Annotated in this window: 14 protein-coding genes; 4 read left to right on the plus strand and 10 right to left on the minus strand. The window is 70.2% G+C overall.

From position 1 onward, the window contains the following. Positions 1-12: 12 nt before the first annotated feature. On the minus strand, positions 13-639 hold the full coding sequence (locus ACFWHU_RS25930; protein ID WP_385800667.1) for a TetR/AcrR family transcriptional regulator: 627 nt from the start codon (positions 637-639) through the stop codon (positions 13-15). Between the two features lie 69 nt (positions 640-708). Continuing rightward, the gene (locus ACFWHU_RS25935; protein WP_387227560.1) at positions 709-1,365 is read right to left on the minus strand and encodes a TetR/AcrR family transcriptional regulator; all 657 of its coding nucleotides are present in this window, start codon (positions 1,363-1,365) and stop codon (positions 709-711) included. Between the two features lie 144 nt (positions 1,366-1,509). Between ACFWHU_RS25935 and ACFWHU_RS25940 the strand changes: the two genes are divergently transcribed. Next, positions 1,510-2,271 carry an SDR family NAD(P)-dependent oxidoreductase gene (locus tag ACFWHU_RS25940; protein WP_387227562.1) on the plus strand — a complete coding sequence of 254 codons (762 nt, stop codon included), beginning with the start codon at positions 1,510-1,512 and terminating at the stop codon, positions 2,269-2,271. Between the two features lie 105 nt (positions 2,272-2,376). Here the strand turns inward: ACFWHU_RS25940 and ACFWHU_RS25945 are convergent, their stop codons facing one another. Together ACFWHU_RS25945 and ACFWHU_RS25950 are read right to left on the minus strand one after the other, a co-directional pair. Next, the gene (locus ACFWHU_RS25945; RefSeq protein ID WP_387227565.1) at positions 2,377-2,775 is read right to left on the minus strand and encodes a hypothetical protein; all 399 of its coding nucleotides are present in this window, start codon (positions 2,773-2,775) and stop codon (positions 2,377-2,379) included. A gap of 525 nt (positions 2,776-3,300) precedes the next feature. Continuing rightward, positions 3,301-4,332 (minus strand): helix-turn-helix domain-containing protein, encoded by a 1,032-nt coding sequence (locus ACFWHU_RS25950; protein WP_387227568.1) that lies wholly within the window; start codon positions 4,330-4,332, stop codon positions 3,301-3,303. A 176-nt stretch (positions 4,333-4,508) separates the two neighbouring features. On the opposite strand from ACFWHU_RS25950, the gene ACFWHU_RS25955 reads away from it, so the two are divergent. Next, positions 4,509-5,144: a maleylpyruvate isomerase family mycothiol-dependent enzyme gene (locus ACFWHU_RS25955; protein WP_387227570.1), complete on the plus strand. Its 636-nt coding sequence runs from the start codon at positions 4,509-4,511 to the stop codon at positions 5,142-5,144. A gap of 187 nt (positions 5,145-5,331) precedes the next feature. On the opposite strand, the gene ACFWHU_RS25960 is transcribed toward ACFWHU_RS25955, so the two are convergent. Then, positions 5,332-6,090 carry a hypothetical protein gene (locus ACFWHU_RS25960; protein ID WP_385800657.1) on the minus strand — a complete coding sequence of 253 codons (759 nt, stop codon included), beginning with the start codon at positions 6,088-6,090 and terminating at the stop codon, positions 5,332-5,334. 284 nt (positions 6,091-6,374) lie between these two features. Here ACFWHU_RS25960 and ACFWHU_RS25965 point away from each other — a divergent pair, with 284 nt between their 5' ends. Beyond that, entirely contained in the window at positions 6,375-6,830 is a 456-nt protein-coding gene (locus ACFWHU_RS25965) for a hypothetical protein (RefSeq protein ID WP_387227573.1), read from the plus strand. A gap of 144 nt (positions 6,831-6,974) precedes the next feature. On the opposite strand, the gene ACFWHU_RS25970 is transcribed toward ACFWHU_RS25965, so the two are convergent. Further along, positions 6,975-7,631, minus strand: coding sequence for a response regulator (locus ACFWHU_RS25970; RefSeq protein ID WP_387227575.1), 657 nt, complete (start codon positions 7,629-7,631; stop codon positions 6,975-6,977). Continuing rightward, positions 7,628-10,081: a sensor histidine kinase gene (locus ACFWHU_RS25975; RefSeq protein ID WP_387227577.1), complete on the minus strand. Its 2,454-nt coding sequence runs from the start codon at positions 10,079-10,081 to the stop codon at positions 7,628-7,630. The genes ACFWHU_RS25970 and ACFWHU_RS25975 overlap by 4 nt, the downstream gene beginning before the upstream one ends. 175 nt (positions 10,082-10,256) lie before the next feature. Here ACFWHU_RS25975 and ACFWHU_RS25980 point away from each other — a divergent pair, with 175 nt between their 5' ends. After that, positions 10,257-10,982, plus strand: a complete 726-nt coding sequence (locus tag ACFWHU_RS25980; RefSeq protein ID WP_387227579.1) for an LmbU family transcriptional regulator — start codon at positions 10,257-10,259, stop codon at positions 10,980-10,982. 21 nt (positions 10,983-11,003) lie between these two features. Here ACFWHU_RS25980 and ACFWHU_RS25985 read toward each other — a convergent pair whose 3' ends face one another. The 3 genes from ACFWHU_RS25985 to ACFWHU_RS25995 all read right to left on the minus strand — a co-directional run bounded on the left by ACFWHU_RS25985 (position 11,004) and on the right by ACFWHU_RS25995 (position 13,186). Next, the gene (locus ACFWHU_RS25985; protein ID WP_387227581.1) at positions 11,004-11,678 is read right to left on the minus strand and encodes a hypothetical protein; all 675 of its coding nucleotides are present in this window, start codon (positions 11,676-11,678) and stop codon (positions 11,004-11,006) included. Positions 11,679-11,853: 175 nt separating this feature from the next. Continuing rightward, positions 11,854-12,645: a hypothetical protein gene (locus ACFWHU_RS25990; protein ID WP_387227583.1), complete on the minus strand. Its 792-nt coding sequence runs from the start codon at positions 12,643-12,645 to the stop codon at positions 11,854-11,856. 85 nt (positions 12,646-12,730) lie between these two features. Continuing rightward, positions 12,731-13,186 carry a peptidoglycan-binding protein gene (locus ACFWHU_RS25995; protein WP_385800643.1) on the minus strand — a complete coding sequence of 152 codons (456 nt, stop codon included), beginning with the start codon at positions 13,184-13,186 and terminating at the stop codon, positions 12,731-12,733. Positions 13,187-13,311: the final 125 nt, after the last annotated feature.

The following is a 13,311-nucleotide window of genomic DNA, read 5'->3' on the forward strand; positions in this document are numbered from 1 at the left end:
CGCCCTCATCCCTCATCCTTCGAAGGCCGCCACCGGTCCCACCGTGATGCCGAGCAGCCGCCAGGCCGCAAGCGCCCGGCGTTCACGTTCCTCGGGGGTGGGACCGATGACGGCTCCGGAGACCATGGCGACGGCCAGCATGAGGTCGTCCGACGCGTCCGGAACACCCGGACGGTGGCCGTCCGGCAGACACCCCCGCAGGGCGCGCTCGAACCGCTCGGACAGGTCCCGGGCCAACGCGTGGGTGTGGAAGCGACCGTCCTCCCCGTCGGCGTGGAAGCGACCGCTCGCCCCGTCGGCGTGCAGGAGGCCGATGAAGGCCGCCGACCGCACCAGATGCCAGGTCACCACTCCCAGAACTCCGGCCAGGGTCGCGTCCTCGTCGGCGGCCGCCTGCTCGACCTGGCGCACGTTCTCCTCCAGGACCGCGGACGCGATGGCGTCCCGGTCGGGGAAATGCCGGTACAGCACGCCCTGTCCGACCCCGGCCCTGCGCGCGATCCTGGACAGTGGAACGTCCAGACCGTGCACCGCGTAGATCTCCCGGGCGGCGGCGACCAGAGCGGCCCGGTTGCCGGCGGCGGCCTTCGGCCCTCGGTTCGCGGGCCTCCGCTCGTCCGACGTGGGGTGCTTGGTCATCCGGACAGCGTAACGGGCAGACGCCAGGGATCCAGTACTCGGTACGAGCCGCTGCCCCCCGCCACAGGGCTACTTGACCCCCTCCGACGCGACGGCGAGAGCTTGGCGCAGGGTCGCCTCCAACTCGGTTTCCGCTGCCGTACGTTCGCCCTGCGCGTGATCGCCGCTCAAGGCGTATTGCTCGCGCCAGGCGTAGTGCTCGACCGCCGCGCGCAGGGCCGCGTTGAACATCGCCGCACGGATCGTCACACGCAGGTCGTCGGCCGGCAGTCCGGCCCGCTCGGCGAGGGCGCGGGCGAACGCCGGCTCGGCCTCGTCGTAGGTCTGGAGCCAGACGGCGCGCAGTCCGGGTTCGGTCCGGGTGAGCCGGACCAGGGCGCCGACGGTGGACCGGTCGGGCCCGCCGGCGATACCGGTCCCCGCCACGAGCCATCGGTCCACGGCCTCTTGCAGAGACTGTCCGGACGGCCACTCGCGCAGGAAGGCGGCGATGGCGTGGATGCCTTCCGAGAACAGCGGTGTCACGCAGCTCTCCTTGCTCGGGAAGTAGCGCCACACGGTGCGCGCCGACAGCCCGACGGCCCGGCCGATCTGCTCTCCGGTCGTGGACGTGACGCCCTGGGACACGAACAGGTCCACCGCGGCCCGCGCGATCTCCCGCCGGATCTCGGTCTTGCGCGCCTCGGTGAGGGGCGGTCGTCCCGTACGGCCACGGGGTGCGGTCATCGGTTCCTCCTGCTCCGTCGATCGGGTGATCGAGCTCTCGGACGATCTTCCACCACATCTTTATGTCACTCAGAGACAATAAGTTGTGCCGTGGTGACGCCAGGGCCGATCGGAGCCCCACGCGACGATGAACAGGAGAGCCACATGGCCGGCGAATTCGACGGACGCGGCGTCATTGTCACCGGGGCCGGATCGGGGATAGGCCGCTCCACCGCCCTGGCCTTCGCCGCCGAGGGTGCCCGCGTCCTGATCGCGGACCTCAACGCCGAGAGCGCCCAGTCGACGGTCGAGGCGATCGAGAAGTCCGGCGGTACCGCGATCGCCGTCACCGGCGACCTCGGCGACCAGGCCGTCGTGGACCGGGTGACGTGGACCGCCGTCGAGCGCTTCGGCAGCGTGGACGTCCTGGTGAACAACGCCGGGATCATGGACGGGATGACAGCGCTGGCGGACGTGACCGACGCGGAGTGGGAGCGTGTCCTGCACGTCAACTTGACCGCACCCTTCCTCCTCACCCGCGCCGTGCTGCCGTACATGCTGGCGGCCGGCAAGGGTGCCATCGTCAACACCGCCTCCGAAGCCGGCCTGCGGGGCAGCGCCGCGGGCGCCGCCTACACGGCCTCGAAGCACGGCGTGGTGGGACTGACCAAGAACCTCGCGGTGATGTACCGCAAGCAGGGCATTCGCACGAACGCCATCGCCCCGGGCGGAACGGCCACCGGCATCGCCGTCAACACCGACCCATCCGCACACGGCCCCGCGGCACTCGGCCCCCACTTCGTCAACCTCGGCCGCCTGGCCCAGCCCGAGGAACAGGCCGCGGCCATCCTGTTCCTCGCCTCGGACGCGGCGAGCAACATCAACGGAGTGATCCTGCCGGTGGACGACGGCTGGGCTGCGGTGTGATGTTCAGCCTGATCAGGCTTGTTGCCGTGAGTTGACCCGTGCCACCCCTTGCCACCCCGTGACGCACGGTCCAAAGGTGCCTGCGGTCCCGGCAGGGACGGAGTCTCACTGGCGCCGCTCGCTGAACCAGAACCGGCTCTCCGGCTGCTTCGGGCGGACGATGGCCAAGATCGCGGGCACGAGCCAGATCAGCCCGAGGATGGGCATCACCTGGAAGAACGCCAAGGTGAAGGGCAGGGCTGTCCAGCCGTAGGCGGAGGCCGAGACACGCAGATTGGCCTGGCGTGTGGGGAACTTCAGGGCTGTGATGATCCCCCACGCGGCCACCGCCAGCACAAGCACGCCGACGAAGACCACGATCCCTGAGTTGGCCTCACCCGGCGTGGTGCAGCACGGCGTCGAGGCGTCCGCATCGCCCCAGATGGCCGAGGCGATGGCAACGCTGTTGGTCAGACAGGCGAGTCCCAGGAGGGCTTGCATGCCACCGATGACCATCATCAGCACGCGGAGGTTCCTCACCGGCTGGGGCATCTCTCCTCCGGGTCGTATCGGCCCGTGTCCCCATCTCCCGGGCCCACCCGGGTTGCCCGGCTCACCGGGCCTCGTACCGCCGGCCCGCGAGCGCTCCGCCGGATCCCGGCCGTGTCGGTCTTCTGCGTCACTCATGCTCAGTCGATCTCCCAACAGCCCAACTCTGACTGCGTGCACACGTCGGTGATACGCCGAAGCCGACCCCTCGACCCCTGTCGTATGTGTCCCCCGTCAACTTCATACGGCAGGAGCCGAGGGTGTTCGGAGGAACCCTCCCCGGCGGAACTCCCAGGTGATGCTTGCCGCGCAGGTCCCGCTCCTCTGATCAGGCTCCGGGCTGGGACGCGAGCAGCCGAACCAGCGCGACAAGCCCGCCCGCCAGGACTCAGGGCCGGGCCAGGACACCGATTCCCCTCGGCATTAAGGCGCTGAGCAACCGACACCGAAGCCGCCGGGATGGTGCGGTCCCACCATCACCTGCGCCCGGCCGCCCGGTCTTTAGCGGGGCGCGCAAGCATCCTTCGCATCCAGCGCACGCGCGCGGACCTCGCTCGGGCTGGCTCCGTAGGCGCTGCGGAACGCCCGGCTGAAGTCCGCGGCGTGGCGGAATCCCCAACGGGCGGCGGTCTCGCCGATCGTGCGGTGACGCAGTGCCGGGTCCGCCAGGTCGGCGTGGCAGTGCTCCAGCCGGCGGCGACGGATCGAGGCGGCCACAGGCTCCGGTTCACTGCGGAACAGCAGATGGAGCGTGCGTACGGAGATGTGGTGATGGGCGGCGATGGCCGCGGGGCGCAGCTCCGGGTCGGCCAGCCGGTGGTCGATGAAGGCGTTGATCCGGGCCAGCAGGACCGTCTTACGCGTTTCGACAGGCAGTGTGTCCCGGGCGCCGAGCCGCGTCGCCAGAAAGGAGGTTGCCAGGTCCACTCCGATGGCGCCGAGCCGGGCCAGCTCTGGCGGCTCGCAGGCGCGAGCCGCCTCCGGTAACCCCGCCAGGTACGGGCCGAGCAGAGCCGCGGAGCCTGTACGGGCAGGCAGAGACTCGGCCAACAGCCGGTCCGCCCCGCCACCTGTCTGCGGCAGGACGGCACGCGGCAGCCGTAACAGCGTCACTCTGACGGGCTGGTCGCGGTCGTGGAACTCACAGACCAGCGGATGCGAGGTGGAGAACAGGGCCATGTCGCCGACGTCGAGGCACACGACGCCGCGTCCCTGCTCCAACCGGATCGAACTGCCCCGGACCAGGATCAGGAAGTACTCCTCGGGATCCTGGCGACGGATCTGGACAGGGGAACGGTGAGCAGTCATAGGGGAGTTGCTGAAGGTCGACACCTGGCCGTGCGGCAGGTCCACGGCTTCCACCCGCCCCTGGAAGCGGGCCGAGTGCGGGCTGCGAATCGATACGGCCATTACCTCGTGGCCGACCATGTCGGACCACCAGCCGAACCGGTCCGGCGCCGGGATGGAGCCGGCGTCCACCGTCACCACGGGTCCAGCCGCCGTGGCACCCTGTCCCGACGCGTCCTTCAGCATGGACATACACGATAGCCGCGCCGGGGCGACTCGGATTGATCCCTTCGGCGTCATGTGCTCGAACGGCAACTCCCTATTCCGTCGGCCGCAGGGGCGAGTTCGGAGACCGATGCGAACGGGGCCGATGAGTTCCCGGCACGCGACGAGTCTGTCCCGGCAGATGCTTTGGCCGACCGATGGAGGAAGCTGTGGGAGATGTCTGGCCGATGGTCCACGCGGAGCGTGCGGCGCTTATCGATGACCTTGAACACCTCGACGACGAGCGGTGGGAGGAGTCGTCGCTCTGTGCCGGATGGACCGTGCACGACGTGGCCGCCCACCTCGTTGACACGGCTCGGACGACGCGCCTGGGTTTCCTGTTCGGCCTCGCCCGGGCGCGGTTCGACTTCGACCTCCAGAACGCCCGCGGAGTCGAGCGCGAACGCGGCGCCTCACCGCAGGAGACGCTGGAGCGGCTTCGTCAGGTGGCGTCGCGCAGGTCGACCCCACCGGCGCCCCTCGACAGCCGACTCGTCGAGGAGATCGTGCACGGCGAGGACATTCGCCGGCCGTTGGGGCTCTCCCACTCCTACCCGGCGGAGGCGGTCGTCAGATCGCTTCATCTGCAGGCTCGAACCCCGGCTTCCTTCGGCGGGGCCAAGGAACTCGTGGCCCACACCCGGCTGAGGGCCACGGACACCGGCGTATCGATCGGCGAAGGGCCGGAAGTGAGCGGGCCCGCGCTCTCACTGCTCCTTGCCGTCTCTCGTCGGCCGGTGGCGCTGGACGACCTCGAAGGACCGGGACTCACCGCGCTGGCTGCGGCGATCTGACGATCTGTCTTCGAGCCGGGCTGGATGCCACCGAAGGCCAACCGGCACAACAGCAACTTCCGAGACTCGGCGCGGACGGCCACAGGCGCCCCGAGCGCCCGGCCGGCCAACCGCGAACGCGCGGTGGTCAACTCGGGCGCTCGGTCACGACCCCGTCCTGAGCGAGTCACGCATCAGTAAGTAGCCGTCAGGGGTACGCGACCCGCATGCTTTTGACCTCTCCTGAGGGGAGGGCCCAGCCGGCGGAGGCGAATCCCTCGTCGAAGCCGCTGAGGGTGCGCATCGTGGTGCCCGACCAGTTCGCGGTGCGCCGCGTGCAGGACGGGTCGCAGAGGTCGGCCGTCTGGGAGTTGCTCGCGCCGTTCACGACGTGACCGACCCGTACCCACCGCGGCTCGATCCACTGGCCGGACCTGGGCTTGACCTGGATCTGTCCGCGCTCGTGCCCGATCGTGCGGTAGCTGCGCTCGTGCCGGTTCACGCAGACCTCGCCGGCGCTGTACGTCACGCATCGGCCGGCGACCTTGTTCCACGCGCTCCACGAAGCGCCGATCATCAGGTAGTCGCCGGTCATCGTGCCTCGTGCGACGTATGCGCCCGCGGTCGTCTGTACCGGGGACCAGGAGGACGCCCAGGCCGTGGTCTTCGGTGTGCACCCGCCGGTGCAGAGGTCCTTGAGGACCCCGCCGCTGCTCCACGAGTAGGTGGTCGGCGTGATCGAACCACCGGAGACGGGGGCGAGGGTCAGCCGCCCCCGGTAGCCGGTGACGGACCCGGAGTCGGTGACCCGCTTCTGCACCTCGGCGCAGGCCGAGCCCATCGCCGTGGTCTTGCAGTTCTTGTCATGCGCCTGCCATGAGGTGGCGGCTTCGGCACCACTGGGGGTGGCGACGATCGTGGCGCCCGCGGCGGCCAGGGTGGCCAGTGCGGCGATGATTCTGCGCATAGTCCGTCCAGAGTGTGAAAACCACGCGGCGCGTGGTCATGGTCGAGGCCGGTCGGTGACCGGCAGCGCGTATGACAGCCCGCCGAGTGATCCGGGTTGCGCCGACATGCGAAAAGCGCTGTCGTCGCTCCAATCGCTCAACTCCCTTGCCGGCGCATCGCAGAGCGCCACGGCCGCCCCGAGAGGACACACCGTCAGTGCATGACGACAACGACCCCGCCTGGAGTCCGCTCCCTGTCCGCCCGGCACCGCTTCGCTGGCTACTGCTTCTTCCTCTGACCTTGGTGTTCCTGCCGCTGTGGTGGGCCGTGTGGGCCCTGCTCGCGTTCTGTTTCTGCGGCGTGGCGGCCGTGGCGCAACTGATCGTCTACGTGGTGCCGCGCGCCGAGCACGGCGCGATACGGGTGCTGGACGCCACTCTGGGCAGTGTGCCCTTCCTTCCGCTCTGGTGCGTCACCCCGGTGGCGCTGACGCGGGAGGGCGACACCGCGTACTACCGGGCGCGGGTGGACCGCCGCGTCGAGAAGCAGACCCGGCGGGTGGAGACCGCGCAGCACAATCGCGAATACCACCGCGACCTGGAACTCGGAGCGCACTACTTCCGGGGCGCGGGCCCCGGTTACGTCCTGCGCGTCGCCACGGAGCAGGGCTGGAACCTCCACCCGGTACTGCGCTCGCACCCCCGGCGCCGGCTCCGGCTGCGCCACGACGGGCGGCCCCGGCCGGACTTCCGGAGCTGAGGGCCCGGCCACCGCGTCCTGTCGACGGGACAACGGGACAGGAGCATGGGGGGCCGGACGGCGATGTCGTGACGGCGGCGGTGCGCTCTCCGTGCTGCCGCCCGGTCGCCCCGTATCTCGCCGCCCGCGCTCAGAGATCGTCGCTCAGAGATCGTCCACGTCGACCAGCCCGTCCTGTACGGCGCGAGCGACCAGGCTTGCCTTGGTGCGCGCGGGGCGGCCGACGTTCGCGTACTTGATCCGTACCCGGTCCAGATACGAGTTGACCGTCCGTACCGAGATGCCGAGACGTTGCGCGACCAGCTCCTTCGACTCCGACTGGAACCACTCGATGAGCACGTTCTCCTCGCGTACGGAGAGCGGGGGGCGGTCGGCGCGGGCGTTCGTTCCCAGCGCGCCGGCCAGCGCGGGCGGCATGTAGGGCCGCTCGTCGGCTGCCGCCAGCGTCGCCTCGACGAGGTGCTGTCGGCCCTCGCTCTTGGTCAGAAAGGTCGCGGCCCCCAGATCCAGGCAGTTGAGCGCCGTCTTCTCGTCGTCCCGCATCGAGTAGACGACCACGCGCCGTCCGGCGTCGACGAGCCTTCGAAGGCTGCCGAAGGCGGGGCCGCCCCCGCCCAGTTGCAGATCCAGGACGACGACATCGGCCGCGCTGCCGGGTGCGGTCCACGCTTCCCGCACCGAGGCGCCGGCCGCGACCACGGTGATGGGGCGCCGCGACGCGGCGTACCACGCCTCGATGCCGGAGAGGATGGCGGGATGGTCGTCGACGACGACCACGCCGACCGGTGCGCTGTCACTCATGTCGCATCAACTCCCGAGGTCACCGGCCGTCTCCAACTGGCGTCCACCCACAGACTTCCTGCCCGCGTCGTTCTGACCACCGTCACCCTCGCGTCCATCTCACGGCCATGGGATTGAGTGGCCTCTCCCGAGAGGCGACCGTTGACATGGCCGTCACTGATCACGCTCACGCGTACCGAGCGGGGAGTCCACACGACTGTCACCCGTGCGACCGCGCGGGTACGGCTCACGACCACCGCCACCGGATCGATCAACTCCCTGCGTATCTCCACCGGCACCTCACCCCGCCGGCCCCGTACGGCCAGACTTATCGTCGCCCCTTGGTGCTCGGCCACCTCGACGCACGCCCGCAACTCGTTCAGCAGCGGGTCGGAGACCGCGTCGCTCTCCGCGAACAGGCGGCGCATACGGGCGGCTTCCACGCCGCAGCGCAGTCTGACGTCGTCGTCGTGCGGGCTCAGCACGCCGTGGCCGAGGCCCACGAGCAGGGGAACCGTCGTCGCCGTCAGGGCGCGGTAGCGCTCCTTGTGGTCACGCTGCATGTCCGCATGGATGCGTTCGCGGGTACGCAGCTCCTCCTCACGTGCCGCCTCGGTCCCCGCCGTCAGCGCCGCACCGTGCAGCAGGCGCGTCAGTACACCGACGGAGAGCTGGAAGCCGCAGTTGGAGACCGCGGCGATCCCCATGACGGCCGACTCCGCGGCGTCCGGCGCCCCCGACAGCAGCACAGCGGTCGCGTTGAGCCCCATGTGCAGCCCGAGGAACGTCGCGAACACCCTGACTCGCACGTCGACCAGCAGAAACAGCGCATGCCAGCCGACCAGTCCGAACGCCCAGTCCTCCGCACCTGTCAACCGCTCCGGAGGAAGGGTGAACGCGCATGTCGCCGAAGCGCTCAGCACCGCCGCGAGCCCCCACCGGCGCACCCTCGGCGGGATCCGCCTGCCGCGCAGCAGATAGGTGGCCCCGGTAGCCGCGACGACGGTGAGGCAGACGAAGGCCGCCGTCTGCGCCCACGCGGGGCGGTACGCGCTCTGATGGGCCGTCAATTGGTCCAGCGAGAGGGTGAACTGCGACAACAGGGCGATCAACAGCGCGGCCAGCTGGGCTCCGTGGAGCAGCTGCCCGCGGATGAGGCGGACGACGGCCGTGTGCTGAGCCGGGGTGCGGGGCGTGCGCGGCACGCGCCCCACCCGCGCCACGTCCCCCGCCTGTGACGTCCGGGGCCGGGCGTGCCAGTGCCACCGCACGCGGGTCCCGGTGCCCGGTTGTGAGGTGACCGTGGCCGAACCGCCGACCGCGTCCATCCTGCCGACGATGGAACCGGAGATGCCCCGGCGCCGCGCGGGAACGGCCTTCGGGTCGAAACCCCGTCCCGCGTCGGACAGTTCGACGACGACGCCGCCGTCGTCCAGCGTCCATGCCCTGAGCCCCGCTTCCCGGACTCCGGCATGGCGTGCCACGTTGGTGACGGCCTCCCGGACCCCGTTGAATATCGCGAGCCCCGGGCCGGACGGAACCGTGAGCGGGCCGTCGACGCGCGTCCTCAGCCGCACCAGGGCCTGACCCTCACCCCCGGAGGCCCCGACCCCGGGCACACAGCCGAGAAGCTCGGCGAGGTCGACGTGCCCCGTCTCGAATCCGGGCATGGCGGACAGTGCCTCCAGATCCTGTCTGGCACGTGGAGCAAGCCACGACCAGTCCCGGCCGACGCCCTGGGAGACCATCAGGAGTGTCGCGCTCGCCGTATCGTGCAAGGTCGCCAGGTACTCGCGCTCGGTCGCCCTTCGCGCGGCGGCGACGTCGGCCTCCCGGCGCGACGCGGCCCTGAGCGCGGCCGACCGGTCGGCCGCCCTGGCCCGTGTGCGGACGACGAGGTAGGCGGCCCTGGACAGGCCCGCCAAGAAGAGCAGACGCACCAACGGGGCCGACTCCGGGAGGTTCCCGGGGGAGGAGAGGACGTCGCCCAGGGCGCAGACCGCGGCCCCGAGCGCGGCGAGGGTGGCGCCGGCCATCGGGCGCAGCGCCCACTCCTGCTGGAAGGTGATGGCGCAGATGCCGATGACCGCCTCCACCATCACATCCGCGCCGGCGCCGCCGAGGACCGGCTGGGACAGCCCCGTCAGCACCACCACGGCCGCGTCCGACACCCACAGCAAGGAGAACGGGAGCGGGTGGCGCAGCCCGTACAGCCGCACTCCGCAGGCGAGCAGGGCGGGCACCAGCAGGGAGAGCGCCGGGGGAATCTCCGTCGCGTCCGCCGCGACAACGCCCAGCGCACCGCACAGGCAGACCACGGCGGACCGCAGCCACACCCCGTACCGCTCGACGGTCACGTTCAACAGGCGCTCGCCGGACCTGCGGCCCTCAGGCGTCTCAGCGGCCCCGTCGGCGTTTCCCGTCACCGCGGTCACCGCGGTCACCGCGGTCACCGCGGTCACCGCGGTCACCGCGGTCTCCGCGGTCTCCGAGGTGAGCGACCGCCGTCCCTTGTGGGTCGAACGACCGGCACACTCCGTGACCGGGCCGGGCTACTGTGCCCGTCGTACGGGTTGAGACCGGCCGTGGCGGGCGCGCATGACGGGGCGAGCAGTTGATGAGCGAATTCGCGTGGTGACGAATCGGATGGCCAATTCCGGAAACGCGAAGGCGGCGGCGCTTCGCACGGACCCCCAGCCGGCGCCACGACAGCGCAGGGCGACGGGTGGTGGGACCGATCGAGGCCAGTTGCTGACCACGAAGACCGGTCTGCGCATACCGACCGGAATGACCTTCGAGGACTGGGAGCAGGCCGGGCGCCAGTTGTCCGGAATCCTGGATTCTTCATCATGGTGGCTCGGCGACTGGCTCGTGTACGGGAAAGACCACTACACGGACAGGTACCAACGGGGAATTCGTGCTGTGGGCCTGCGATATCAGACTCTCCGGAACTATGCCTGGGTCTCACGGCGATTCGAGTTCAATCGGCGACGAGCCGCACTGAGTTTCCAGCACCATGCCGAACTGACCTCACTCCCGGTCGACGAGCAGGAAGCGTGGCTCGATCGGGCTGAGCAGATGAAGTGGTCCACCAAGCAGCTCCGTACCGGCCTGCGTGCCTCGCGCGAAGCCGAAGCCGAGGCTGGAGCGGGACTCGGGAAGCGGACCGGCGCCATGCGACGGCTCGCCCTCCCTCAAAGCCGTATCCCGTGGTGGCACGAGGCCGCGGAGCGGTCGGGCATCGATCTGGAGCAGTGGGTGCTGACCACGCTCGACAGGGCGGCCGAGCGGGTCCTCGGTGAACGCGGTCACCCGGAGATCGAAGCGGCAGCGACAGCGCCGCCCCCGCGAGAACTGTCCGCCGGCGCGTAACGCCCGCCGCATCTCCCTACGTCAGTCCTTCCGGCCGTCCCACGGATCCCCGATCCAACCGTCGAACGAGGGGATCAGGGCCGCGAGGGCCGCTCCGAGCCGCCAGTCCAGGTCGGGTGCGTTCATACGCACCGTGTCGCCGGACGACTTGAACTCCAGCGGTATCCGTCCGCCGGCGCGCCACTTGATACGGCGGGGGCCGCGCGGGAAGTCACCGCCGATGCCACCGCTGAACAGAGGGGTGATGAAGACGAACGGCAGCATCGGCGTGCAGAGCCACCACACGCACCACCAGAAGAGCCGGCCTTTGTATCCCACGGCGTCGAGGGCGCCGGGGCGGCTCACCGTCCAGCGTGTGCGTATGCCCCGGCTGAACGCCTTGTCGCGCGTGATCCTGCCGATTGATTCGCCCTGCGGGCCGAGTACCTCGAACTGTGCCCGCCGGCCCTCAGCGAGGGTGACGAGGCGGGCGACGGGCGCCTGTCGCGACTCGTCCGCCCACAGGACGAACGAGCGTGCGCCGTTCTTGCGGGCCGCGAGGTAGTCGGATATGCCGCCCGGCGGCAATTGGCGTTCCATGTAGGCGACGGTGCGCGAGGTTCCCGCTCCGTCGGAGAAGTCGATCTGGCAGTCGAACTGCCCGCCGGGAGTCGTCCGCAACCGCCGCAGCGCTCGCAGTTTCAGAGTACTGGTCACCCGATGGGCTCCTTCTTGCGTTTCTGTGTCCGACGGCTGGTACGAGGGGGCGTGCGGGCGGCCCCGTCATCGACCGACTGACCGACTGAGACCAACCGACTTGGACCGACCGGCCCGGCCGGAGCGCGGAGCGGGACCGCCGGAAGACGAAGCGCCAGGTTCGTCCGGCCGGCGATCAGCCACGGATGTCGCTCTTGACCTCAACCGCGTCACCGAGACTCGGTGCCGCGCTCCTGGCGAGTTCCCCCGCACCGACCTGGTCCGCCCCCTTGGCCACGACGATGGTCAGACGATCAGGCTGAAGGCCCGCGGAGACGACCGGGTGCTCGGCGACCACCGCCTCGTACGCGGCGATCGCCTCGGTCGGGAGGGTGCCGTCGAAGCCGGTCCGAACGGAAAGCCCCGGCCGTACCCCTCGCTCCGAGCTGACCGTCAGGGACGTCACGTCCGAGAGGGGCCGGTGCCGGCCGCCGTCGGAGACCATGTCCTTGAACACCGCCATCGCGCCGGTGGCGTCGACCGCGGTGATCTCGGAGCGCCAGCCGGGGGAGTTCTTCCGCGACGAGTTGTTGATGTCCCCGTCCACCACGTGGTCGTCGGCCGTCAACGAACGCCAGAGGGCCAGCACTTCACTGGTGCGTCGCTGCTCCGCGACGACGGTGAACGTGACTCCGTCCGCCGTGATCCGGCCGGTGATGTTGCTGTGGCGGGCGACGTAGTCCCTCAACTCGTCGACCCGTTCGGCCACGAGGTCGGCCGACGTGCCCTGCGCCAGGACCAGTTCACCGGTTGCCCTCCCGCTGAAGGGCAGCGTGTTGTTCTTGATGGTGTGGATTCGCGCGACGTCCGCCGTGCCGGCCCAGTCCTTCTCGAAATCCGCGGCGAGCGCCGTGCCCTTGTCGATGGCGCAGCCGCCCGACAAGGGCACGGCCAGCACGGAAGCGATGGCCGGTATCAACCGTCGCAAGGTGTTCTTCCTCAGAGCCGTCTCCTTGAGAGCGGGCGCCGGCGGGGCGGACGGCCCCGCCGGGTGAATGGTTCTCGGGCCGGGCTCAGCAGACGCTGGAGAGCAGATTGGCGTACTCCGCGAACGCGGCCTTGGTGCGTGCACCCGGGACGCCGTCGACGGCCAGGTTCTCCTTGAGGTTCATGTTCAGGAAGCGTTGCAGCGCCATGACGGTGTTCGCTCCGACCACCCCGTTGGGGGTGCCGGCCTCAAGGCCCAGGTTGTTGAAGTACCTCTGCGCCGCCTTCCAACTGTTGGTGCCCAGATACCCGTCGGGCGTTCCGGTGTTGTAGCCCAACACGCGCAGCTGGCACTGCCAGTCCTTCGCCTGGGCGTTGCTCAGCCCCAGGTTGACCACCGCGAGCGGTGCGACCTCGGTGCTCGCCGTCCGCTGCTGGGCCGGAGCGGGAGCCGCCACGGCCGCCCCCGCGTGGGCCAGCCCACCGGCGGCAACCCCCACGGCGGTGGTGACACCGACGAGTGCCTTCGTGAGAGCTCGCATGCTGTTTTCTCCTTCATGGATGTGCGCTGAGCGGAGCCGTCCGCGCCGGGCCGGTTCCGCCACGAGACTGCTGGTCCGGCGCGATGTCCCGCCACAGGCGACGGGGAAGTGACGTCATCCTGGGA

This window comes from Streptomyces sp. NPDC060366 (assembly GCF_042725135.1).
GTDB lineage: Bacteria > Actinomycetota > Actinomycetes > Streptomycetales > Streptomycetaceae > Streptomyces.